Below are 22506 nucleotides of genomic sequence, written 5' to 3'. Positions count from 1 at the left end.
AGCAGGAGAGGAGGGACGTCGGGGATGAGCACCAAGGACTTCGTGGAGAAGGACTATTACAAAGTCCTCGGCGTCCCCAAGGACGCCACCGAGGCAGAGATCAAGAAGGCGTACCGGAAGCTCGCCCGCGAGTACCACCCGGACGCCAACAAGGGCGACGCCAAGGCGGAGGACCGGTTCAAGGAGATCTCCGAGGCCAATGACATCCTCGGGGACCCCAAGCGGCGCAAGGAGTACGACGAGGCCCGCGCGCTGTTCGGCAACGGGGGCTTCCGCCCCGGGCCGGGCGGACCGGGCTCCACCGGCAGCTTCAACTTCGACCTGGGCGACCTCTTCGGCGGCGCGCAGGGCGGCGGTGGCGGTGCCGGCGGCTTCGGCGGCGGGCTCGGGGACGTCTTCGGCGGGCTGTTCGGCCGCGGCGGCGCCACCCGCGCCCAGCCGCGCCGGGGCCAGGACATCGAGTCCGAGGTGACGCTCAGCTTCACCGAGGCCGTCGAGGGGGCCACGGTCCCGCTGCGGATGTCCAGCCAGGCCCCGTGCAAGGCCTGCTCGGGCACCGGCGACCGGGACGGCACCCCGCGCGTCTGCCCGACCTGTGTCGGCACCGGCCAGGTCAGCCGGGGCGGCGGGGGCGGCTTCTCGCTCACCGACCCGTGCGTGGAGTGCCGCGGCCGCGGGCTGATCGCGCAGAACCCGTGCGAGACCTGCAAGGGCAGCGGACGGGCCCGTTCCGCCCGCACCATGCAGGTCCGGATCCCCGCGGGGGTCAGCGACGGCCAGCGGATCCGGCTGCGCGGCAAGGGCGCCCCGGGCGAGACCGGCGGCCCGGCGGGCGATCTGTACGTGGTCGTGCACGTGGACCCGCACCCGGTCTTCGGCCGCAAGGACGACAACCTGACCGTCACCGTGCCCGTCACCCTTCCCGAGGCGGCGCTCGGCGGCGAGATCAAGGTCCCCACCCTGGGCGGCCCGCCGGTCACCCTGAAGCTGCCGCCCGGCACGCCCAACGGGCGGACCATGCGCGCCCGGGGCAAGGGCGCGGTGCGCAAGGACGGCACCCGCGGCGACCTGCTGGTCACCGTCGAGGTCACGGTGCCGAAGGACCTGAGCGACCCGGCGCGTGACGCGCTGGAGTCGTATCGCGAGGCGACCGTGGGAGAGGACCCACGGGCGGAGCTGTTCAAGGCCGCGAAGGGAGCTTGAGATGGACGGCCGAGGAGGAATCGGAGGCAGGGGCGCCGGCCGACCCCGCAACCCCTATGAGCTGACCGAGGATTCGCCGGTCTACGTCATCTCGGTGGCCGCCCAGCTCTCCGGGCTGCACCCGCAGACCCTGCGTCAGTACGACCGCCTCGGCCTGGTCTCGCCCGACCGTACCGCCGGCCGCGGCCGACGGTACTCCGCGCGCGACATCCAGCTGCTCCGCCAGGTCCAGCAGCTGTCCCAGGACGAGGGCATCAACCTCGCCGGGATCAAGCGCATCATCGAACTGGAGAACCAGGTCGCGGCCCTCCAGGCCCGGGTCGCCGAGCTCCAGGCCGCGGTCGAGGGCGCCGCGACGGCCATGCAGCAGCGCGAGGCCCAGGTCCACGCCTCCTACCGCCGCGACCTGGTCCGCTACCAGGACGTCCAGCAGAGCAGCGCCCTGGTGGTCTGGCGGCCGAAGCCCAAGCGCGGCGACTAGCGCCTCTAGCGCCTCTAGCGCATCAAGGCCTTGTGGCCACGTGGCCCGGCGACCGTTTCCCGGTCGCCGGGCCCGCTTGTGCGCGGACGCGGGACGGGGGCAGGTCACGACCCGCCCGGGCAACTCCACTTCGAGATCTTCATGGCGCGGACGTCGAAGTCGACGTCGATCGCTACCGGTCCGCTGCTGTTGACGACCCGCGCCCGGACGGTGCCGGCACCGGTGCGGCGAGGCTCGCCGACGGTGAAGACCGTATCCGCCGTCACCCGCCCACACGTGGCGGCGAGGCCGTCCGCCCCCTTGCGTTTGCTGACCATCGCATTCCTCAGCGCGGTCTCGGTGAAGTGCACCGCCATCAGCTTCGACAGCTTGGCGGCCTGGGCCGGCCTCCGGGAGGCGAGAGCTTCCGGCAGGCCGGAATAGTAGGCGCGCAGTTTCTCCTGGGCCCGCTCCATGTCCCTGCCTTCCCGGGGGTGAGCGGGCTCCACCGCTGACCGTTCCGGCCTCGTGACGTTCCAGACGGTGGCCGCTCCGAAGGCCACCACCCCGACGGCGGCGACGGCGCCGGCAAGAACACGGCGCCTGCGCCGCCCGGCACTCCGCCGTCGCACGTCCCGCCCGGACAGGGTCCGTTCGACCCGGACATCGTCGAGTGCCGTCGCGGTCTCGGCGAACCAGGCTTCGACCCGGCGCTCATCCGACATGATCTACCTCTTTGTCCGGCAGGGGGGAAAGGTAGTGAGCGAGCGACGTCCGCCCCCGGACCAGCCACGTCCTGACGCTGCCCGTCGGCCAGCCCATCTCGGCGCTGATCTGCTCGACGCTCAGATCGCACAAATGGTAGAGAACGATCACGCTTCGCTGCTTGGCCGGAAGCGTTTTGAGCGCGTCCATGAGGGCGATGTGCTCCGGGGAGGGGCCTTCCACGTGTCGATCTTCATGATGGCGCTGCAGCAGCTGTAAACCGCGCCGCACCCGGCGGAACCGGGATACGGCGAGCCGCCACGCCGTGGTGCGGATCCACGCCTCCTGCGAAGCGGCGCCCGAGAACCGCTCCCACCGGTCCCAGGCCTTGATGAACGCTTCCTGGACGACATCCTGGGCCTCGGAGAGATCCCCGGTCATCGCGTAGAGCTGCCGAACCAGCCTGGGATAGGCCAGTGCATAGAAATCGTCGAACTCCTCTTCCCGCCGCACCCATCGCCCCTCTTCCGCCGATTCCCCGCACAGGAGGACGCACCGGCGTCCGCGCCGCGCTACGGCGCCGTGCTGTGACCTGTATCACCGGGGTCGGGTGTCGCCGCAGGGCCCCCGTGGCGCGTATTCGCCATGTCCCAGTCGGACCGACAGCAGAGGAACCCCCATGCGCCACGCCGGACGCCGCAAGGCGAGCAAGACAGCCACGAAGCTCAAGACCGCCGCGGTCAGCGCCCTCGCGCTCGGCGGCCTGCTCCTGGCGGCGGAGTCACAGGCCAACGCCGCCGCGCCGGCCTCCCACTCCGCGCCGGACGCCGAGAAGGAGGCGCGGGCCAAGGCCGTGGCGGACGGCAAGGACGGTGACGAGGCGCGGGCCCGGGAGCGGGCCCGTGGGCAGAAGGAGGAGCCCGGCGCGTGGAAGCGCGCGCCCGGGCTCACGGCGGCCCAGAAGCGGGCCCTCGCGCAGCGGGACAGGACCATCGCCATCGCGGAGGCGGAAGGCCGGTCCCACAAGTCCTCGGCCACAGGCGCCCAGAACCGGGCCCGCGCGCAGCGGGAAAGGGCCGTGAGGATCGCGAAGATGTCGGAGGCAGAGGCGAAGGCCCGCGCCGAGAAGGCCCGGGCGGTGGCGAAGTACCGCTCGTCCCACCGCTGATCACCTGATCGAGTGGCCCGGCGACCGGACTTCGGCCGCCGGGCCACTGGTGTGCCTAACGTGAGGCCATGCCCACGTCCAGCGCGCCCGGCGCGTCCAGCATGTCCAGGCTCCGGGAAGCCCTGCGCCAGGTGTGGCAGACGCTGGACCCTCCCGAGGGCTCACGCGTGGAACTCTTCGGGGACACACTCGAGATGTCGGCGATCGGGCATCCCGACCACGCTCGCCCCCTCAACCGCCTGTGCCGGGCGATGGACAGATACCTGGTCGGTACCGATTACGCCGCCTACATGGCGATGAGCGTGGTGCACGGGCTCAGTGTCTGGACCCCCGACGCGTGCGTCGCACCCCAGCACGCCGAGGAAGCCCTCACCGAGGACGGCCTCGGCTTCGTCGCCTCCGCCGTGAAGCTCGTCGTCGAAGTGGTCTCGCCCGGTTACGAGAACCAGCAGCGCGACCGCGTGCGCAAGCGCCGCGCCTACGCGGGGGCCGGTATCCCCGTCTACGTCCTCATCGACGACCACGACAACCACGGCACCGTCACCGTGCTGACTTCCCCTTCCCCGGGCGAGGGGACGTACGCCGCCGAGATCCGTGTCCCGTACGGCACCGAGGTGCAGATCCCGGAAGGGCCGGCGAAGGGGTTCGCGATCACGGAGGAGATCACCGGACCACGTCGAGGCTGAGTAACCGGGCCGCGATGAGTTCCGGGTCGACGCCGGGTCCTACTGCTGAACGCAGCATTCCACCGCTGGAAGGACCCTTGCCGTGTACGTAGCCCTCGTCACCCTCACGATCGACCCGGCCCAGGCCCCCGCGGCCGCCGCCGCGCTGATGAACGACATCCTGCCGAAGCTCACCGCCGCGCAGGGCTTCGTCTCCGGCCAGTGGCTGGAGCCCGTGGACGGACGCGGCATGTTGATCCTGACGTTCGAGGACGAGGAGCGGGCCCGCGCGGCCGCCCCGCTGCTCGGCGCCTCGGCCCCCGGCGTCACCATCGAGTCCGTCGAGTTCCGCCGCGTCGCCCTCTCGGCACCGTAGGCACGGCCCATGCCCACGCGGCGGACGGCTTCCCGGTGATCTCGCGCCGATGGGGCGTCCCAGGCGCACCATGGAGATATGGGAGGAGGTACCGCCAATGTTGGAGATCAAGACGATGGACAAGCCGGATGAGCGGCGGGACTTTCCCGGTGGTCATCTGGAGGCGCTGAACCTGACCGGACTGCACCTCGCCGTGGCCACCTTCGAGCCCGGCTGGCGCTGGAAGGAGTCGGTGCGGCCGATCGTGGGGACGGACAGCTGCCAGGTCCAGCACAGCGGGATCATCGTGCAGGGCCGGATGCGGGTGCGCATGGACGACGGGGCCGAGGGCGAGGTGGGCCCCGGCGATGTGTATGTGGTGCCGGCCGGCCACGAGGCGTGGGTGGTCGGTGACGAACAGGTGGTGATGTACGACGTCGGCGGGCAGATGGCGGAGACCTACGCGAAGTCCAGCGATGCCGGGGCGTGAGCCCGGGGGCGGGAGCGGCGTCGGGTAGCGGTTCCAGCCGGCGGCAGGGGACGAGATGACTACCGGTCCAAGACCACCGCGCGGCCCCCGCCGCGGAGGTTGGCCGCACGGCAGCGCCCGTACCGACCAGCTGATCCGGACGCTGCTGCGCCGCCGCAAGGAGCAGCTGGCGATCGAGGACGTCACCGTCGTCGACAAGCCGGGGATGCGCCGGGCCGTCGCGGCGACGGCCATCGGCAACACCATGGAGTGGTTCGACTTCGGTGTCTACGCGTATGTCGCGGTGACCCTCGGCAAGGTCTTCTTCCCGTCTGACAACCCCGCCACCCAGGTGGTCTCCACCTTCGCCACCTTCGCGGTGGCGTTCCTGGTGCGGCCGCTGGGCGGGCTGGTGTTCGGGCCGCTGGGCGACCGGATCGGGCGGCGGCGGGTGCTGTCCACCACCATGATCATGATGGCGGCGGGCACCTTCGGGGTGGGTCTGCTGCCCGGCTACGACGCGATCGGCTTCGCCGCCCCGCTGCTGCTCCTGGCCTGCCGGGTGGTGCAGGGCTTCTCGACCGGCGGGGAGTACGCGGGGGCGACCACGTACATCGCCGAGTTCGCGCCCGATCAGCGCCGTGGCTTCCTCGGCAGCTGGCTCGACTTCGGCACCTTCATCGGCTATTCGCTGGGCTCCGGCTTGGTCACCGTGCTCACCGCGGCCATCGGTGAGAACGGGATGGTGGACTGGGGCTGGCGGGTGCCGTTCCTGGTGGCGGGGCCGCTGGGGCTCATCGGTCTGTACATGCGGCTGCGGCTTGAGGAGACCCCGGCGTTCCAGCAGGAGGCCGAGCGGGCGGCCGAGGCGGCGGAGGCGGCGGCGGCCCATGGCGAGCCCCGGCCGGTGGAGGAGGCGCGCCAGTCCGGGCGGGGGCGGCTGAAGGAGATCTTCACCCGGCACTGGCAGGCGGTGCTGATCTGCATGGGGCTGGTGCTGATGTACAACGTCACCAACTACATGGTGACGTCGTACCTGCCGACGTTCATGACCTCCACGCTCGGCGCCGACGCCACCACGGCCCAGGTGCTGGTGCTGGGCACCATGCTGTTCGTGGTGCTGGCGATCACGGTGGTCGGCCGCACGTCCGACCGCTGGGGGCGGCGGCCGCTGTTCCTGTTCGGCAGCCTGGGCATGATCGTGCTGGCCGTTCCGGCGGTGCTGCTGATCCGGGAGGGCGGCGTCCTGCTGCCCGCGATCGGCTGTCTGATCCTGGGCGCGATGCTGGTCACCTTCGCGGGGACGAGCGCCGCGACGCTCCCGGCGCTGTTCCCGACCCGGCTGCGCTACGGCGCGCTGTCGATCTCGTACAACCTCTCCGTGTCGCTGTTCGGCGGGACGACGCCGCTGCTGGCCTCGTGGCTGGTGGCCACCACGCACAACACGCTGGTGCCCGCCTTCTACCTGATGGTGGCGGGCGTGATCGGGCTGATCGCCACGGTGTACCTGCACGAGACGGCGGGGAAGCCGCTGCGCGGGTCGGGGCCCATGGTGGAGACCGAGGAGGAGGCGCGGACGGCGGTGGCCGAGAGCCGTACGGAGGCGGGGCGGCGGGCCCGCGACGTCTGGATCAGGCTGCGCCACCCTTGGGCGGGGGCCGGTCACCGGGAGGAGGAAGAGGAGTGACGGGACCCCTCGGGCCAAAGGGGAGTGACGGGACCCCTCAGGCCAGGAGGGGTGAGGGGACCCTCAGGCCAGGAGGGGTGACGGGCCTCAGGCCAAGGGGAGTGACGGGCCTCAGGCCAAGAGGCGTGACGGGCCTCAGGCCCTTCCCATGGCGCGGTTCAGGGCGATCTCGATGACGACGCGGTCCGGGTTGGGGCGGGGCGTGCGCTGGTAGCGCTCGGCGTAGCGGCGCTCGGCGTCCGCGATCAGCTCGGGTTCCTCCCGTACCACCGCGAGCCCTTCCAGCGTGGCCCACCGCCTGCCCGCCAGCTGGCAGACCGCGACCCGCGCACCGCCCTCGCCCGCCGCCCGGACATGGGCGACCTTACGGCTGTGACGGCTCGCGATGACGCGGGCGAGCCCGGCCTCGGGGTCGTAGGTGACGCCGACCGGGACCACATGCGGGGTGCCGTCCGGGCGTGGGGTGGTCAGGGTGCACACATGGCGTTCGCGCCAGAAAGCGAGGTACTCGGGATCGGGGTTGCGGGGATCGACGGGCATGGCCCAGAACCTAAGGCATGGCCCATTGGCCCAGAACCTGAGGCCAGAGGAGTGGCGTTCGCGAGGTTGAGTGGAATAGACTCAACTTTACGGAGGTTGGGTAGGGCAGGGATGAGAAGATCGGAGCGAGGAGGAGCACAGGGACGTGGATGCCGAGCTGACCAACAAGAGCCGGGCGGCGCTGAGCGCCGCCAATGACCGGGCGGTGTCCTCCGGGCATGCGGACATGACGCCCGCGCATCTCCTGCTCGCCCTGCTGCAGGGCCAGGACAACGAGAACGTGATGGATCTGCTGGCCGCCGTCGAGGCCGACGCGGCCCTGGTGCGCGACGGCGCCGAGCGGCTGCTCGCCGCCCTGCCCAGCGTCCAGGGCTCCACCGTGGCCCCGCCGCAGGCCAGCCGCGACCTGCTGGCCGTCATCGCGGACGCCACCCAGCGGGCCAGGGAACTCGGGGACGACTACGTCTCCACCGAGCACCTCCTCATCGGCATCGCCGCCAAGGGCGGCCAGGCCGGGGAGCTGCTCGACCAGCAGGGGGCGGGCGCCAAGAAGCTGCTCGCCGCGTTCGAGAAGGTCAGGGGTGGACAGCGGGTGACGACGCCCGATCCGGAGGGCACGTACAAGGCCCTGGAGAAGTTCGGTACGGACTTCACCGCCGCCGCGCGCGAGGGCAAGCTGGACCCGGTCATCGGCCGGGACCAGGAGATCCGCCGGGTGGTGCAGGTGCTCTCCCGGCGCACCAAGAACAACCCGGTGCTGATCGGCGACCCGGGCGTCGGTAAGACGGCCGTCGTCGAGGGGCTCGCCCAGCGGATCGTCAAGGGCGATGTGCCCGAGAGCCTGCGCGACAAGCGCCTGGTCGCCCTCGACCTCGGCGCGATGGTCGCGGGCGCGAAGTACCGCGGGGAGTTCGAGGAGCGGCTGAAGACCGTCCTGGCCGAGATCAAGTCCAGCGACGGCCAGATCATCACCTTCATCGACGAGCTCCACACCGTGGTCGGCGCGGGCGCCGGCGGCGACTCCGCGATGGACGCGGGCAACATGCTCAAGCCGATGCTGGCCCGCGGTGAGCTGCGCATGGTCGGCGCCACCACGCTCGACGAGTACCGCGAGCGGATCGAGAAGGACGCCGCGCTCGAGCGCCGATTCCAGCAGGTGCTGGTGGCCGAGCCGACCGTCGAGGACACCGTCGCCATCCTGCGCGGGCTCAAGGGCCGCTACGAGGCCCACCACAAGGTGCAGATCGCCGATGGCGCGCTGGTGGCCGCCGCCGCCCTCTCCGACCGGTACATCACCTCCCGCTTCCTGCCCGACAAGGCCATCGACCTGGTGGACGAGGCGGCGTCCCGGCTCCGGATGGAGATCGACTCCTCGCCCGTGGAGATCGACGAGCTCCAGCGCTCGGTGGACCGGATGCGGATGGAGGAGATGGCCCTCGCCCGGGAGACCGACGAGGCCAGCAAGCAGCGGCTGGAGAAGCTGCGCCGCGACCTCGCCGACAAGGAGGAGGAGCTGCGCGGCCTCACCGCCCGCTGGGAGAAGGAGAAGCAGGGCCTCAACCGCGTCGGTGAGCTGAAGGAGAAGCTGGACGAGCTGCGCGGCCAGGCCGAGCGCGCCCAGCGCGACGGCGACTTCGACACCGCCTCCAAGCTGCTGTACGGGGAGATCCCGGCCGTCGAGCGGGAGCTCGCCGAGGCGTCGGAGGCCGAGGCCGAGGTCCAGCAGGACCGCCCGACGATGGTCAAGGAGGAGGTCGGCCCGGACGACGTGGCCGATGTGGTCGCCTCCTGGACCGGCATCCCCGCGGGCCGGCTGCTGGAGGGCGAGACCCAGAAGCTGCTGCGCATGGAGGACGAGCTGGGCAAGCGGCTGATCGGCCAGACCGAGGCCGTACGGGCCGTCTCGGACGCCGTGCGCAGGACCCGGGCGGGCATCGCCGACCCGGACCGGCCCACCGGCTCCTTCCTCTTCCTCGGCCCCACCGGCGTCGGCAAGACCGAGCTGGCCAAGGCGCTCGCCGACTTCCTCTTCGACGACGAGCGGGCCATGGTCCGCATCGACATGAGCGAGTACGGCGAGAAGCACAGCGTGGCCCGGCTGGTCGGCGCCCCGCCCGGCTACGTCGGCTACGAGGAGGGCGGCCAGCTGACCGAGGCGGTGCGCCGCCGCCCGTACAGCGTGGTGCTGCTGGACGAGGTGGAGAAGGCCCACCCCGAGGTCTTCGACATCCTGCTCCAGGTGCTCGACGACGGGCGGCTCACCGACGGCCAGGGCCGGACGGTGGACTTCCGCAACGCCATCCTGGTGCTCACCTCCAACCTGGGCAGCCAGTACCTGATGGATCCGCTGCTCGGTGAGGAGGAGAAGAAGCAGAGCGTGCTGGAGACCGTGCGGGCCTCCTTCAAGCCCGAGTTCCTCAACCGCCTGGACGACCTCGTGGTCTTCTCCGCGCTCAGCGGCCCGGAGCTGGCCCGGATCGCCGAGCTCCAGATCGCCCGGCTGGCCCGCCGCCTCGCCGACCGCAGGCTGACCCTCGACGTCACCCCGGCCGCGCTGGAGTGGCTCGCCGAGGAGGGCAACGACCCGGCGTACGGGGCGCGCCCGCTGCGCCGGCTGATCCAGACCGCGATCGGCGACCGGCTGGCCAAGGAGATCCTCGCCGGGGAGGTCCGGGACGGCGACAAGGTCCGGGTGGACCGGGTCGGCGGCGACCTGCTGGTGGGCCCCGCGCAGTAGCGGCCCGGGGCCGCTCGGCACCCCCGGCCCCGCCGGTCCTCCCGGCTGTCGTCGCCCGTTCGCCCGGCCGTCGTCGCCGGTCCGCCCGGCCGTCGTTTCGGCAGCCGTGTCGGCCGTCTTTTCGGCAGTCGTTTCGGCCGGATCGGGCAATGTACGGCCGGGGTTGCACGGCGGGGGCGGGTGTGAGGGAGGATGGCGGTATTCCATACGAAGGGAAATCCACGGTGAGCATCGACCCGTCCTCGATTCCGAATTTCGGGGGTCAGCCCGAGCCCGAACCGACGGGTCCGAGCGGCCCCGTGCTGCCCGACCAGGACCTGGTCAAGCAGCTGCTGGAGCAGATGGAGCTGAAGTACGTCGTCGACGAGGAGGGGGACCTCGCCGCGCCGTGGGAGCAGTTCCGCACCTACTTCATGTTCCGCGGGGAGGAGGAGCAGCAGGTCTTCTCCGTCCGCACGTTCTACGACCGGCCGCACGGCATCGATGAGAAGCCGCGGCTGCTCGAGGCGATCGACGACTGGAACCGCCGCACGCTGTGGCCGAAGGTCTACAGCCACACCAATGACGACGGCACGGTCCGGTTGATCGGTGAGGCGCAGATGCTGATCGGCACCGGCGTCAGCCTGGAGCACTTCGTGTCCAGCACGGTCAGCTGGGTGCGGGCTTCGATCGAGTTCGACCGCTGGCTGGTCGAACAGCTCGGTCTGGAGGCCGACATCGAGTCCGATGGCGACGACAAGCCGGGCGACGACGAGGCCTGAGCCGCCGAGCCGAGCCGTATCGCGGTCGGAGGTGTCGTAGAGCGCTCGGAGAAGCCGTATCCCGGTCAGCAAACCCGTCGGCCGTGTCGGTCAGTCCTGTGTCGGTCAGTCGGCCGCGTCGGTCGGTCGGCCGTGTCGATCAGATCGGGCTGGTGGCCATGGTCAGCAGATACGCCCCGTAGAGACAGGAGAGCCCGGCCAGCGCGCCGCCCAGCAGGACGGCGGTGCGCGGCCGGGCTCTTGCCATCGCCAGCGCCGCCGGGAGCAGCAGCGGGAAGGCGGGCAGCAGGAAGCGCGGCTTGGACGCGAAGTAGTTGGCGCTGGCGAGCGCGATGAACACCAGGGTGAGGGTGTAGACGACCAGCGGCAGCGGCGGTGGCCGCAGCACGAGCCCGACCAGGGCGAGCAGCGAGGCGCCGACGACGATGAGCGCCATGTAGTGCGAGAGATAGCCGCTCCCCATGAGCAGGGAGCGGGTGGAGCGGAAGCCGCTCGCACCGAGGTCGAGATGCGTCCCCCAGTCGTCCTGGACGTCCAGATAGCCGCGCCAGGTGCCGCGCCGCGCCCCCACCCACGCGGCGTAGCCGAGCCAGCCGAGCGGTGACATCGCCGCGCCCGCCCACACCCGCCAGGACGTCCGCCCGCGGTGGCGCCAGATCTCGGCGGCCGCGCACGCGCACACGGCCGCCGCGACTGCGACCCCGTTGGGCCGCGTGGCCCCCGCGCACAGCGCGAGCGCCCCGGCCCACAGCCGGCGCCCGGTCAGCAGCGCGTACAGCGACCAGGCCGCCAGGGCCGTCAGCAGCGACTCGGTGTACGCCATGGACTCCACGACCGCATGCGGCAGCAGCCCCCACAGCGCGACCAGCGTCAAGGCCACCCGCCGCCCGTACAGCCGCTCCCCGACCGCGTGGATCCCCCAGGCCGCCAGCCCGGCCGCGACCCAGGCGACCAGCAGCCCCGCCGTCACCGCGCTCACGGGGACGACGCCGGTGACGGCCCGGATCAGCGCCGGGTAGAGCGGGAAGAACGCCAGATCGCTGAAGGTCAGGCCGGGGTGGCTGACGGAGGGACGGTTGGTGCCGTAGCCGTGCTGGGCGATGGCCACGTACCAGAGGCTGTCCCAGTAGTGCCCGAGCTGTGTCCGCGGATGCTTCCCGGCCCGCCAGGACCCCAGCGCCACGCAGAAGATCCCGGCGGCCCGCACCGTCGCGTACACCGCCAGCGCGACCCACGCCCGCCCCAGCGAGGCCCCGACCCGCCCCAGCACCCGCCGCCGTTCGGCCTGCCGCCGGGGCGGCTCCGGGGCCCGTGTGGACGCGGCGGTGTCGGTGGACACGGAGACCTCCGGTGCGGGCACACGAGGGGCACACGACGGACATGCGCCGAGCCCCCGGGAGGGGACGAACCGGGGAGCTCGGCGGACACACCGACCATCCGCCAGGCCGCGGCCGCCCGCGACCCGGGACGTCCAACCGGGGGAGCGGGGTCACCGGAGGCGGCGGGTCACCCCGCGGCGGTCACCCCGCGGCGAGGGTCTTGAGGCGGGCCACGGCGTCAGTAAGGACCTCTTCGCGCTTGCAGAAGGCGAACCGCACGAAGGGGGAGCCCTGGTCCTGGTGGTCGTAGAAGACCGCGTTCGGGACCGCGACCACACCGCAGCGCTCGGGGAGGGAGCGGCAGAAGGCGAAGCCGTCGGTCTCGCCGAGGGGGCGGATGTCGGTGGTGATGAAGTACGTCCCCGAGGGGCGGAAGACGTGGAAGCCCGCGTCGGCCAGGCCGTCGGCCAGCAGATCGCGCTTGGCGCGCAGATCGTCCCGGACGCCGTGGAAATAGGCGTCGGGGAGGGCCAGCGCCTCGGCCACCGCGTACTGGAAGGGGCCCGCCGAGACATAGGTGAGGTACTGCTTGGCCGAACGCACCGCCGTGACCAGCTCGGGCGCGCCGGTCACCCAGCCGACCTTCCAGCCCGTGAACGAAAACGTCTTTCCGCTGCTGCTGATGGTGACCGTCCGCTCGCGCATCCCGGGGAAGGAGACGAGCGGGGTGTGCTCGGTGCCGAAGACGAGGTGTTCGTAGACCTCGTCGGTGACCACCAGCAGATCGCGCTCGACGGCGAGCTCGGCGACCGCGGCCAGCTCATCGTGGGTGAGCACGGTGCCGGTGGGGTTGTGCGGGGTGTTGAGCAGGATGAGCCGGGTGCGGTCGGTGACGGCGGCGCGCAGCTCGTCCAGGTCCAGCCGGAAGGTGTCACCGTCGGGGCGCAGGGTGACGGGGACGCGGACGCCGCCCGCCATGGCCACACAGGCGGCGTACGAGTCGTAGTACGGCTCCAGCGCGATCACCTCGTCGCCCGGCTCCACCAGCGCCAGCAGCGACGCCGCGATGGCCTCGGTGGCGCCCGCGGTGATCAGCACCTCGGTGTCGGGGTCGAAGCCCAGGCCGTACCAGCGCCGCTGGTGCTCGGTGACGGCGGCGCGCAGCTCGGGCACGCCGGGGCCGGGCGGGTACTGATTCCCCCGGCCGTCACGCAGCGCGCGGACGGCGGCCTCGCGCACCTCCTCGGGGCCGTCGGTGTCCGGGAAGCCCTGCCCGAGGTTGATCGCGCCGGTGCGCACGGCGAGGGCGGACATCTCGGCGAAGATCGTGGTGCCGAAGGCGGCCAGTCGGCGGTTGAGCGGCGGTCGTCCCATGGCGCCCATACTCCGCCGAACCATCGGCCTCCATCAACTCTGCCGCTGCCCGGCGCGGGGGCGCGCTCGCCGGTTTCGGGTGGCGGGATACGCGGATACCCGCCTGGGCCGGAATCCATCGATGTCCGTCGATGTCCAACGACTGCCACAGCGCTGCCCGCGCTGTGGCACGGGGCTACGCTCGCGCGCATGACTGATTTCCTTCAGGTGGCGACGGCGACGGCGAACCGTGAGGAAGCCGAGAAACTCGCGGGGGCGGTGGTGACGGCTCGGCTCGCGGCCGGGGCACAGATCGTCGGGCCGGTGATCTCGGTCTTCTGGCATCAGGGGGAGTTCGGGACGGGGGAAGAGTGGCAGCTGCTGTTCAAGACCCGTGCGGACCGTTACGCCGAGCTTGAAGCACACCTCTTGGAGCACCATCCGTGGAAGAACCCCGAGGTGTCGGCGGTGCCGATCGTCGCGGGCTCGGACTCCTACCTGCGATGGGTGGAGCGCACCACTGAGCCGGAGTCCGGGAACTGACCTCTCACGCCCTGGCCTTCTTCAGGACGTCGGCTACGGCCGGAAGCTCTTTGTGGGCCTTGAGCTGGTGGAGGATCGGCGCGAGGCGCTGGCGTGGGCGGATGGACGCCACCCCGGCGGAGAGCTCGAGGACGCGGTTGGTGATGGCCGTGGACTGCTCGATCTCTCCGGCGGTGAGGTAGGAGTCGGCGAGCCAGGACAGGTAGAGGCTCTTGTCGCGGGCGTGGGTGTCGTCGTAGCGGGAGAGAAAGTCCTCCAGTACGGGAACGGCACGGATGGGGCGGCGTAGCTCGGTCCAGCATCGGCCCGCCATGATCTGCAGTCCGTTCCCGTCCCACGCCGCCCAGTCGGGCTGTGGGGTTCCGTCGTCCTCGCTGAGCGCCGTTTCAGCGGCGTCGAGGGCACGCTCGGTCGCGTCCGCGTCTCCGGCAGCGGCGTACGCCCAGGCCAGGCGCCCGTACAGTAGCGCGCGCACGCCGGGCGGGACGTCGGGGCCTGCGGTGGCGCAAGACTCCACGGCTATCTCTATCCCGACGGTGCGGTCCGTGTTGATCTTCTGGTACGCGAGAAAGGCGAGGGCGTTCCCGGCGAGGGCGGTGTCCCCCGCTTGAGTGGCAGCCTGGTGACTGGCCTCGTAGAGGCTGGTGGCATCGGCGTGCTTGCCGGCGTCGAATGCGGCCCACCCGGCTTGCTGGGCCTGCTCGGAGAGGACCGACAGGAGCCCGCGCCCGGTTTCCTCCGTATAGCTGCCCTCTCGAAGGATCGCCTTGGTCGCTTGGTACTCGCCGAGATAGACGCGGTAAGTGTCTCCACCGCCGAGCACGTCATCGAGTCGCCGTAGCCGTGCTGTGCGCTGTCGCAGCAGCTCGGGCACGTCTCGATCAATCCGGCGGCCGGTCTTGATCTGGTTCAGCTCAGGCAGACCGAGGACCAGGCCGGCCCCGGCCGATGCTCGAAAGAATTCCCTGCGCAGCACTGTTTCGCTTCCCTCTCGGGTCGTGGGTGAGGTGCGTGCTGAGGCGGTAGGGACGTGACCGCGTGCGGTAGCCGCCTCCCAGTCGCGGGGGCGAGGCCGAGGAGATGCCCGGGGATGCGTAAGGCGTCGGCGATCGTCGCGATCTTCCCGAACGACGTGATGCGGCCCTGGCCACGGGCCAGAGTGCCGACGCGTTCGGGCTTGATGTCACACTCGGCGGCGATCTTCGAGTAACTGATGTGGGCTACGTCGCGGGCAAGGGAGAAGACGGCGCCGAAGTCGTGAGCCACGATCGCGGCGCGCATCTCTGGGTGGCTGAGAAGTTCTCGCGGTAGTGCGGTCGGCGGTTGGTAAGCGGTCATGGCGTGCCCCGTTGCGCCTGCTGGTGACAGTGTGTCGCACAATCGTGACCGTCAGCCTACCCATGATGGGTATAGCCACGGGCGGCAAGCCACCGGCTTTCCTCCGCACCAGAGTCGGCAGACACAAGAGACCCCCGCGACCGATGCGAGCGGCCCGGGGGCGTGGTCAACGCTGCGAAGGAGCGTCAACGTGCCAAACCATATCCCCCGATTCGTGCGGTGGCTGCTGCGACTGCCGGCGTCCGGAGCTGGTCGTAACGGCGTTGGTGAGACAGGTGCTTCGGTGACCTGTGCGGACGCGCCGACGCTGCAACTTCCGCGCGTGCACCAGGTGCATCGGGTGTCGGATCGTCCACTGCCGCGCAGCGAGAACGTACCTCGCGTGGAGCTGCTGTGCGCTCCGCACGGGATGGTGGTGGTCAGGTGAGCACCCAACCACGATTGCTGCCGTGGCCCGGCCCCGCCGGGCAGCCGTGCTATCTGGTATCGGACGCGGACGGTGAGGGATATCTGTCGCGGCTGGCTGACGAGATGGAAGCGGTTCAGCTTCAGATGGGAACTGAACTCATCGGTCATGCCCGCCTCATGCTCCGCGATCGGAAGGCGGGCGCGCGAGAGCTCCGCTACCTCTCGGAACGCCTGGTCGAGGCGCTGCGAGACGCGCTTCGGATCGCGGAGAGCCGGGGCGGGCGTCTGCCGGTGCCCGACGAGTGTGAAAGCGGCGGACCGACTCAGACGAACGAGGCGTCCGAATGACTCGGGCGTCAGATAGCTGGCTGGTCGGTCCGGCACCGGGGCGTGGTCTGCGCCCGGGGAAAGAAGGTCTGCTTGAACTGCCGCTGCAGGTCCTCCGTCCTGGTCGCGCGTCCCTGGCATCGCTGCTGCCGACAGAAGTACTGAGGTCGCTGCGGACGGAAAGACGCGCAACAAGAAGTAACAACACCGGACCACCCCCGTGCCTGGTCAGCTCCCGGGGCGGTCCGGCTGGAGATTGATCACGAACCCCCGTGATGTCTGCAAGCAGGTCCTCCGCAGCCTGGCTCAGCGTCTCGTCGTCCGTGAGCATCTGCATCCGGAAGAGAGCTTCTTGAGCATTGGAGCGCAAGTCGTAGGCGCGGATGCGCACGGTGTCCGGGCTCTCCGGTGGGGGATGCTCGTGCTCACAGAACCAGAGGTGAACGAGGCAGCGACGGTAGTTGATCAACGCGCCGGCATAGACGGAGTAGGCATCGAGCCGCTCCTGTCGGAGCGTCTCACGACGGGTGAACTGATGGCTCCTGTCGGTGGCGCGCTGCTGGAACGCCAGGGTGATCGCCGAACCCATCAGCGTTCCCAGGACGGCTATGGCGCTGGCGATGATGGTCTCCACGGCCCAAGCTGATCACGCAATGCCGAACTTCGGGCGCCGTGGGGCCAACTCCTGTACCCACACGCTTATCTGCGGTGGCGCAACGCCAACGCCCGCCACCGCGACATCCTGGCCGCCGAAGGCAAGAAACGCCCGCGTCCGAAGCGAGAAGGGCATCCGCTGGGGAGGACGCCCTCTCAGAGTCGCCGCCTGACCCAATCCGGCGAACTGCGCGGTCGCGGCACACTAGTGAGCCCAGGGCGGTGTGATGCTGTTGCCGTCAGCCATTTTGGCGGTGAGCCCGACACGTGTGGTGACCCACATGTGGGCGGGCTGGTCGGTCGTGTTGGCGACCGCCAGTTCGGAGCCTGCAGGTGCCACTGCCGCGTCACCTGTGCGGAGTTCGGCGCTTTCACCGTCAACCGTGAGTCGGAGGCGACCGGAGAGGACGTAGAACGTCTCCTCGTCGCTGATCGTGTGGGTCGGCCCCGCCATTGCGGCCGGGATCTCGACGCGCCAGGCGGCGAGGTCCCGGCTGCCGGTGTCCGGACGGACGTAGGAAACGAAACGGCCACCGTGAATCTCATGTACGACGGCCTCGTCACCGCGGATGAACGGCATGCTCCAACCTCCATCTAGACAAGTTTCTTGTCTAGAAAGACAAGTGGCTTGACGAGTTATAGTCAAGCCCATGGACGACGCCCTGGCCTTCTCGGCACTCGTGCTGGCACTCTCCGGACAGCTGGTGCAGGAAATCCACACCAGCGTGTCCCAGCAGGGATTCGAGGATCTACGACCTGCACACGGCTTCGCCTTCGCTCGCATCTCGGTGGGCGGCGCCACCACGGCCGACCTGGCCGAGCACCTGGGGGTGACCAAGCAGGCCGCCGCCCAACTGGTCGAGGAGCTGGTCCGAAAGGGGTACGTGGAGCGGCATCCACACCCGCACGACGCCCGCGCCCGCCTCCTGGGACTGACCGAGTTCGGCTGGGCCGCCACACGTGCCGCCGACCAGGCGGCCCGGGCTGCCGTCACGCCGTGGCGAGAAGTACTGGGCGAGGCGCGCTTCAGCGAACTCGTCGCCGACCTGACACTCCTTGCACCGCCGGGACCGATCCGCCCTGCCTGGTGAGCCGATGGCCCACCGCCCTGGAGACCGCCGGCCGTGAACGAACCGTCCGCGCGCAGTCCGACGGCGCGTGAGGTGCCGTGCCGAGGCCTCCGCGGACCGGTGAAACTTCCCTGTCAGAACAGTAGCCGTCTGTGTCTCCCTGCTTCTGCCTCCACACCAGCGACACCCCACCCGGTGCGGGGCACACTCGCTGTTCCGCGCTGGTTTTTAGTGGCGGGATACGTGGGTACTCGGCCGGGCCGGAATGCAACGGCTGCGATGTGCAGCACGTTGTCGGAGCGGTGTGGCCCTGCGGGAGGCGAGATGGCCAAGCAGAGGACGCAGCAGGCCGGCGCCTGGCCGCGGCTTCGGCTGGAGGACTGGGCCGAGACCCGGGACACCCTGCACATGTGGACCCAGATCGTCGGCAAGATCCGGCTGGACCACGCGCCACCGGCCAATCAGTGGTGGCAGGTGACCTTGTACGTCACGCCGCGCGGGCTGAGCACGTCCACGGTCCCGTATCGGACCGGGGCGTTCGATATCGAGTTTGATTTTGTCGAGCACCGGCTGGGGATCCGGGTCAGCGATGGGAGTCGGCGCGAGCTGACGCTGGAGTCCAAGCCGGTGTCCCAGTTCTACTCCGAGATCATGGGTGTGCTGGGGGACCTGGGCATCCAGACCCGGATGTACCCGCGGCCGAACGAGGTGCCCGTGGCGATACCGTTCCCGGAGGACCACCGGCACGCGTCGTACGATCCGTACGCCACCCGGCTCTTCTGGGGTCAGCTGCTGAACGCACACCGGGTGTTCGGGGAATTCCGGTCCCATTTCGTCGGCAAGGCCAGCCCCGTGCACTTCTTCTGGGGAGCGATGGACCTGTGCGTCACCCGCTTCTCCGGCCGCACCGCGCCGCCGCATCCCCCCGGCGGTGTGCCGAACCTGCCGGACCGGGTGACGCAGGAGGCGTACTCCGTGGAGCTCTCCAGCTGCGGCTTCTGGCCCGGCGGCGGCGAGGAGGGCGGCTTCTACTCCTACGCCTACCCCGAGCCCGCCGGCTTCGCCGACCAGCCGGTGCGCCCCGAGACGGCCTCGTACCGGCGGGATGTCGGTGAATTCGTGCTGCCCTACGAGGCGGTCGCCACCGCACCCGATCCGGACCGGACGCTGAGCGAATTCCTGCACAGCACCTATGAGGCGGCCGCCGAACTGGCCGACTGGGACCGCGCGGTCCTGGAAGCCGACCCCGTCCACTGGGAGCACCGCTAAGCGCTCCGCGGGAAGCGTCGCGAGGTGCGGTCGTTCATCCGCGGGTGCGTCGTGGCTGTTCGTGCGGTTACCCGCGGAGGTGCCCGACTACGGGCCGGGCCTGGAGCGGGCGTGGACCAACGGTCACCTCCCAGGCCGCGGACCGCGCAGAGGATGCGCGCTGAACCTCTGGACTTCCTCAACTCCGCTTTGGCCCCCCATGAGGTCGGGCATGGGACCCGGCAGGTACGAAGCGGTACCTCGCTACGGGGGTTGGAAGGAGAGTGAGGACCATGGGTTCTGTTGTGGTCTTGGTCGTGCTGGCGTTCACGTTCGCGGCGCTCGCCGCGCTGGGCGCCGGTCGGTCGAAGGGGTACAGCGGGCGGCGCAAGCGGTCCTGGGGCGCCGGATCCAGCGGGGCCGCCGGTGGCGGCTGGTGGGCCGGTGGCGACGGCGGCGGTGGTGGCCATCACGGGGGTGGTCACCACGGCGGCGGTGGCTGCGGCGGCGGAGGCGGCTGCGGTGGCGGGGGTGGCTGCGGTGGCGGCGGTGGTGGTGGCGGTGGCTGCGGCGGGGGTGCCTGACCTCTGGAGTGTCTGACCCCGGGACCCCTGGAGTGCCTGATTCGGGGGCGCCTGACCCGGGGTTGGCGCGGCCTTTACGGTCGCCGTGCCGTTCTTACGGTTGCCGCGCGGCCTTACGGTCGCCATACCGTTCTTGCGGTCGCCATGCCCTTCTTACGGTTGCCACGCCGTCCTTACGGCCGTGAAGCGATGAGCCAGCGCCCGGCGCGCCAACGTGCGCCGGGCGCTGGCTTGTTGAACACTTGCCCTAGGGAGCGCCCTAGGGGGTGGAAACCCGGCGAAGGTGGGTAAAAACGATGTGGCGCCCAGCATTTCATGATTCCGTATACCACCAATCGACCTTACGGCCCCACGTGGGCACGAGCCGCCGTATGCGCATGCCCCTGGTCCCCCGCGGGGCGAGCTGGCCCATCTTTTTCCACTGCGTGCTTGCGGAGCCGATCCATGCTCACGATCCTCAAGACTGCCTACACCGATACCCGCGCCGCTGACCTCGCCTGGGGCCTGGGACGGGAACCGCTTCCCGCCCTCGCTGTGCTCGATCTTCAACTCCATGACTTCGCCGTCCAGTTGCGGCTTCTGGGCGCCTCGCACCAGGTCCTCCTCGAAGGGGAGGGCAGCCGTTGCTCGGAGACGGTGGCCTGTATGTCCGGCAACAGCACCCCGCTTCCGCTGGGGGTTTCCACCCTCGTCGACGGCCGCGAATACGAATTCGCGGCGCGCGTCGAGGAGTTGTCACAAGGGGCCTTCGCCGGGCGCGCCCAGGAGCTGCTCGCGCTGGTGGCCGACCATCCGCACGGCCTGGCCGGTACGTTCCCCGGCAGCCCGAACGCGTTCACGGCGCTGCTCGCGCAGTGGAACGAGGGCACGGTGGGGTGGCGGACCTGGCATGCCTACCCCCAGGAGGGGCGGTTGGTCACCACCCGCACCTGTGTGGGGGCCCGGGTGCCGGCCGCGCTCCGGCCGCCGGGCGCGGGCGGGCTCGATATGAGCGGTCTGCCCGGCGGTCTGCCCGGCGGTTTGCCCGGCGAGGTGTCGCCCCAAGTCCCCTGCGTCTGAAGGCGTCGCCCCAAGTCCCCTGCGTCTGAAGGGGATCGCGCGGGGCCGAGAGGTCATCGATGCCAGACGCACGAACGGCAATGCACTCGTGTGGGGGACGAGACGTAAGCGATATGTGACGTAGCGTTCCCTTTGTGATCGATTCGCCCATGTCCGCCGTCTCGGATGCGCCGTCGTCGCCGGAGTCCGGCCCTCCGGCGCGGCTGCCCGTGCGGGCGGGGCTCGGCCGCTTCCTCGTGCTCGGCGCGGTCTTCGTCTGCGCCGCCTGCGGGCTCGTCTACGAGCTCGAACTCGTCGCCCTCGCCTCGTACTTGGCCGGTGACTCGGTCACCCAGGCATCCGTGGTGCTGTCCGTGATGGTCTTCGCCATGGGCGTCGGCTCGCTGCTGGCCAAGCGGCTGCGCTGCCGGGCCGCCGTGGGCTTCGGCGCGGTCGAGGCGGTGCTCGCGCTCGTCGGCGGCTGCTCGGCGATGGCGCTGTACGCGTGCTTCGCGTGGGGCGGTCACTCGCGCTCCGCGCTCGTCGGCTTCTCGTTCGCCATCGGTGTGCTCATCGGGGCCGAGGTGCCGCTGCTGATGACCCTCATCCAGCGGGTGCGCAGGCAGGACGCGGGCGGCGCGGTGGCCGATCTGTTCGCGGCGGACTATGTGGGCGCGCTGGTCGGTGGGCTCGCCTTTCCCTTTCTGCTGCTGCCCGCGTTCGGCCAGCTGACCGGCGCGCTGGTCACCGGCGCGGTCAACGCGGTCGCGGGCGGCGCGCTGGTGCTCTGGCTGTTCCGCCGCGATCTGAGCGTACGGGCGCGGTGGACGCTGATCGTCGCCAACGGGCTGGTGCTCGCCGCGCTGGCCGCCGGTGCCGTGCTGACCCCCTCCTTCGAGCGGGCCGCCCGCCAGGCGGTCTACGGACCGGGGGTGCGGGTCGCGCTGCACACCGGCGAGCAGGAGATCGTGCTGGTGGGCGGGGGGACGAGCGGGCGGCCGCTGGCCCTCTTCGTGGGCGGGCGGCTGCGGGTCAGCGGGCGCGACGAGGTCCGCTACCACGAGGCGCTGATCCACCCGGCGATGGCCGCCGGACCGCACGGCCGGGTCCTGGTGCTGGGCGGGGGCGACGGGCTCGCGGCGCGCGAGATCCTGCGGTACGCGGGGGTCCGCTCGGTGACCGTCGTGGAGCGCGACGCGGAGGTGGTGCGGCTGGCCCGGCGCGATCCCGGTCTGTCCGCGCTCAACGGCGGCGTCTACCGTGATCCGCGGGTGCGGGCGGTGACGGCGGACGCCTTCGACTGGCTGCGCCGGTCCATGGCGTACGACGTGGTGGTGTGCGATCTGCCCGCCCCCGAGCTCACCCCGAGCACCAAGTACTACTCCCAGGAGTTCTACGGCCTGGCCGAGCGGGTGCTGGCGCCCGGCGGCCGGCTGGTGGTCCACGCCGGGCCGCTCCGGCCCGATCCGCGGGCGTTCTGGACGGTGGACGCGACGATGCGCTCGGTCGGGCTGCGGACCACTCCGTATGTGATCGGCGCCCCGCGCCCCGGGCGCGGCAGCCCGCACGACTGGGGCTTCGTCCTGGCGGCGCGCTCCCCGGTGGGGCTGCGGCTGGCCCCGCACCGGCCGCGGCCGCGCTCGCTGACGGAGGAGGGGCTGCGGGCGGCCCGTCGCACGGCCGAGCGCGCTCGGGAGGCGGGTCTGCCCCCGTCGACGCTCATGCGTCCGCGCTATGGGGAGTGACGTCACCGCGGGCCCGGCGGCGGGCGCCCACCCGCGTGCGGGCCTGCGTGCGGGCCTGCGTGTGGGCCTGCGTGTGGGCCCTGCGTGCGGGGCGTGTGCGGACACCGCGACCATGCGCATCCCGGCCAC

General features: G+C 71.0%; 22 protein-coding genes and 3 pseudogenes. 17 read left to right on the top strand and 8 right to left on the bottom strand.

All coding sequences use genetic code 11. The features are described from left to right. Positions 1–24: 24 nt before the first annotated feature. Positions 25–1203 carry a molecular chaperone DnaJ gene (gene dnaJ, locus IEJ02_RS41615; RefSeq protein WP_191069526.1) on the top strand — a complete coding sequence of 393 codons (1179 nt, stop codon included), beginning with the start codon at positions 25–27 and terminating at the stop codon, positions 1201–1203. A gap of 1 nt (position 1204) precedes the next feature. Then, on the top strand, positions 1205–1684 hold the full coding sequence (locus IEJ02_RS41610) for a heat shock protein transcriptional repressor HspR (protein WP_191069525.1): 480 nt from the start codon (positions 1205–1207) through the stop codon (positions 1682–1684). 104 nt (positions 1685–1788) lie between these two features. Here IEJ02_RS41610 and IEJ02_RS41605 read toward each other — a convergent pair whose 3' ends face one another. Both IEJ02_RS41605 and IEJ02_RS41600 read right to left on the bottom strand, forming a co-directional pair. Then, the gene (locus IEJ02_RS41605) at positions 1789–2388 is read right to left on the bottom strand and encodes a hypothetical protein (RefSeq protein WP_191069524.1); all 600 of its coding nucleotides are present in this window, start codon (positions 2386–2388) and stop codon (positions 1789–1791) included. After that, positions 2378–2881: a SigE family RNA polymerase sigma factor gene (locus IEJ02_RS41600; RefSeq protein ID WP_191069523.1), complete on the bottom strand. Its 504-nt coding sequence runs from the start codon at positions 2879–2881 to the stop codon at positions 2378–2380. The genes IEJ02_RS41605 and IEJ02_RS41600 overlap by 11 nt, the downstream gene beginning before the upstream one ends. 166 nt (positions 2882–3047) lie before the next feature. Between IEJ02_RS41600 and IEJ02_RS41595 the strand changes: the two genes are divergently transcribed. The 5 genes from IEJ02_RS41595 (at position 3048) to proP (ending at position 6712) form a co-directional block, all read left to right on the top strand. Further along, positions 3048–3536 carry a hypothetical protein gene (locus tag IEJ02_RS41595; protein ID WP_191069522.1) on the top strand — a complete coding sequence of 163 codons (489 nt, stop codon included), beginning with the start codon at positions 3048–3050 and terminating at the stop codon, positions 3534–3536. Between the two features lie 68 nt (positions 3537–3604). After that, positions 3605–4222: a Uma2 family endonuclease gene (locus tag IEJ02_RS41590; protein WP_191069521.1), complete on the top strand. Its 618-nt coding sequence runs from the start codon at positions 3605–3607 to the stop codon at positions 4220–4222. 82 nt (positions 4223–4304) lie between these two features. Beyond that, positions 4305–4577 (top strand): hypothetical protein, encoded by a 273-nt coding sequence (locus IEJ02_RS41585; protein ID WP_191069520.1) that lies wholly within the window; start codon positions 4305–4307, stop codon positions 4575–4577. Positions 4578–4674: 97 nt separating this feature from the next. Next, entirely contained in the window at positions 4675–5046 is a 372-nt protein-coding gene (locus tag IEJ02_RS41580; protein ID WP_137978827.1) for a cupin domain-containing protein, read from the top strand. Positions 5047–5176: 130 nt separating this feature from the next. Continuing rightward, a complete protein-coding gene (gene proP, locus IEJ02_RS41575) occupies positions 5177–6712 on the top strand; it encodes a glycine betaine/L-proline transporter ProP (RefSeq protein ID WP_223865325.1) in 1536 nt (511 codons plus the stop codon). Positions 6713–6847: 135 nt separating this feature from the next. Here proP and IEJ02_RS41570 read toward each other — a convergent pair whose 3' ends face one another. Continuing rightward, positions 6848–7252, bottom strand: coding sequence for a pyridoxamine 5'-phosphate oxidase family protein (locus IEJ02_RS41570; RefSeq protein ID WP_137978829.1), 405 nt, complete (start codon positions 7250–7252; stop codon positions 6848–6850). A gap of 145 nt (positions 7253–7397) precedes the next feature. Between IEJ02_RS41570 and clpB the strand changes: the two genes are divergently transcribed. Continuing rightward, the gene (clpB, locus tag IEJ02_RS41565) at positions 7398–9989 is read left to right on the top strand and encodes an ATP-dependent chaperone ClpB (protein WP_191069518.1); all 2592 of its coding nucleotides are present in this window, start codon (positions 7398–7400) and stop codon (positions 9987–9989) included. Between the two features lie 224 nt (positions 9990–10213). After that, positions 10214–10750 (top strand): YbjN domain-containing protein, encoded by a 537-nt coding sequence (locus IEJ02_RS41560; RefSeq protein WP_020869726.1) that lies wholly within the window; start codon positions 10214–10216, stop codon positions 10748–10750. A 139-nt stretch (positions 10751–10889) separates the two neighbouring features. On the opposite strand, the gene IEJ02_RS41555 is transcribed toward IEJ02_RS41560, so the two are convergent. Continuing rightward, a complete protein-coding gene (locus tag IEJ02_RS41555; protein WP_191069517.1) occupies positions 10890–12089 on the bottom strand; it encodes a putative hexosyltransferase in 1200 nt (399 codons plus the stop codon). A gap of 181 nt (positions 12090–12270) precedes the next feature. Further along, a complete protein-coding gene (locus IEJ02_RS41550) occupies positions 12271–13443 on the bottom strand; it encodes a pyridoxal phosphate-dependent aminotransferase (protein WP_223865317.1) in 1173 nt (390 codons plus the stop codon). Positions 13444–13632: 189 nt separating this feature from the next. On the opposite strand from IEJ02_RS41550, the gene cutA reads away from it, so the two are divergent. Then, positions 13633–13965: a divalent-cation tolerance protein CutA gene (gene cutA / locus IEJ02_RS41545; protein WP_191069516.1), complete on the top strand. Its 333-nt coding sequence runs from the start codon at positions 13633–13635 to the stop codon at positions 13963–13965. A gap of 4 nt (positions 13966–13969) precedes the next feature. On the opposite strand, the pseudogene IEJ02_RS41540 reads toward cutA, so the two are convergent. Further along, a pseudogene (locus IEJ02_RS41540) lies at positions 13970–15010 on the bottom strand (NsdA family TPR-like regulatory protein); the annotation flags it as partial. 716 nt (positions 15011–15726) lie between these two features. On the opposite strand from IEJ02_RS41540, the gene IEJ02_RS41535 reads away from it, so the two are divergent. Beyond that, positions 15727–16059 carry a hypothetical protein gene (locus tag IEJ02_RS41535; RefSeq protein WP_317986054.1) on the top strand — a complete coding sequence of 111 codons (333 nt, stop codon included), beginning with the start codon at positions 15727–15729 and terminating at the stop codon, positions 16057–16059. A gap of 244 nt (positions 16060–16303) precedes the next feature. On the opposite strand, the pseudogene kilB reads toward IEJ02_RS41535, so the two are convergent. Continuing rightward, positions 16304–16672: pseudogene (gene kilB / locus IEJ02_RS50585) on the bottom strand (plasmid transfer protein KilB); the annotation flags it as partial. 60 nt (positions 16673–16732) lie between these two features. On the opposite strand from kilB, the pseudogene IEJ02_RS49405 reads away from it, so the two are divergent. Then, a pseudogene (locus IEJ02_RS49405) lies at positions 16733–16865 on the top strand (IS630 family transposase); the annotation flags it as partial. 32 nt (positions 16866–16897) lie between these two features. Here IEJ02_RS49405 and IEJ02_RS41530 read toward each other — a convergent pair. Continuing rightward, the gene (locus IEJ02_RS41530) at positions 16898–17272 is read right to left on the bottom strand and encodes a cupin domain-containing protein (protein ID WP_191069514.1); all 375 of its coding nucleotides are present in this window, start codon (positions 17270–17272) and stop codon (positions 16898–16900) included. Between the two features lie 70 nt (positions 17273–17342). Here IEJ02_RS41530 and IEJ02_RS41525 point away from each other — a divergent pair, with 70 nt between their 5' ends. The 5 genes from IEJ02_RS41525 to IEJ02_RS41505 all read left to right on the top strand — a co-directional run bounded on the left by IEJ02_RS41525 (position 17343) and on the right by IEJ02_RS41505 (position 22377). Further along, positions 17343–17783, top strand: coding sequence for a MarR family winged helix-turn-helix transcriptional regulator (locus IEJ02_RS41525; protein ID WP_191069513.1), 441 nt, complete (start codon positions 17343–17345; stop codon positions 17781–17783). Positions 17784–18086: 303 nt separating this feature from the next. Beyond that, positions 18087–19031: a DUF5996 family protein gene (locus IEJ02_RS41520; RefSeq protein WP_191069512.1), complete on the top strand. Its 945-nt coding sequence runs from the start codon at positions 18087–18089 to the stop codon at positions 19029–19031. Between the two features lie 272 nt (positions 19032–19303). Beyond that, positions 19304–19594 (top strand): hypothetical protein, encoded by a 291-nt coding sequence (locus IEJ02_RS41515; protein WP_191069511.1) that lies wholly within the window; start codon positions 19304–19306, stop codon positions 19592–19594. Between the two features lie 444 nt (positions 19595–20038). Then, the gene (locus IEJ02_RS41510) at positions 20039–20653 is read left to right on the top strand and encodes a DUF2617 family protein (protein ID WP_191069510.1); all 615 of its coding nucleotides are present in this window, start codon (positions 20039–20041) and stop codon (positions 20651–20653) included. A gap of 149 nt (positions 20654–20802) precedes the next feature. Further along, complete coding sequence (locus tag IEJ02_RS41505) at positions 20803–22377, top strand: polyamine aminopropyltransferase (RefSeq protein ID WP_191069534.1); 1575 nt, start codon at positions 20803–20805, stop codon at positions 22375–22377. Positions 22378–22506: the final 129 nt, after the last annotated feature.

This window comes from Streptomyces sp. 5-10, assembly GCF_014712245.1.
Taxonomy (GTDB): domain Bacteria; phylum Actinomycetota; class Actinomycetes; order Streptomycetales; family Streptomycetaceae; genus Streptomyces; species Streptomyces violaceusniger.
Note: the sequence above shows the minus strand (reverse complement) of the source record. Positions and strands in the feature narration are given on the sequence as shown.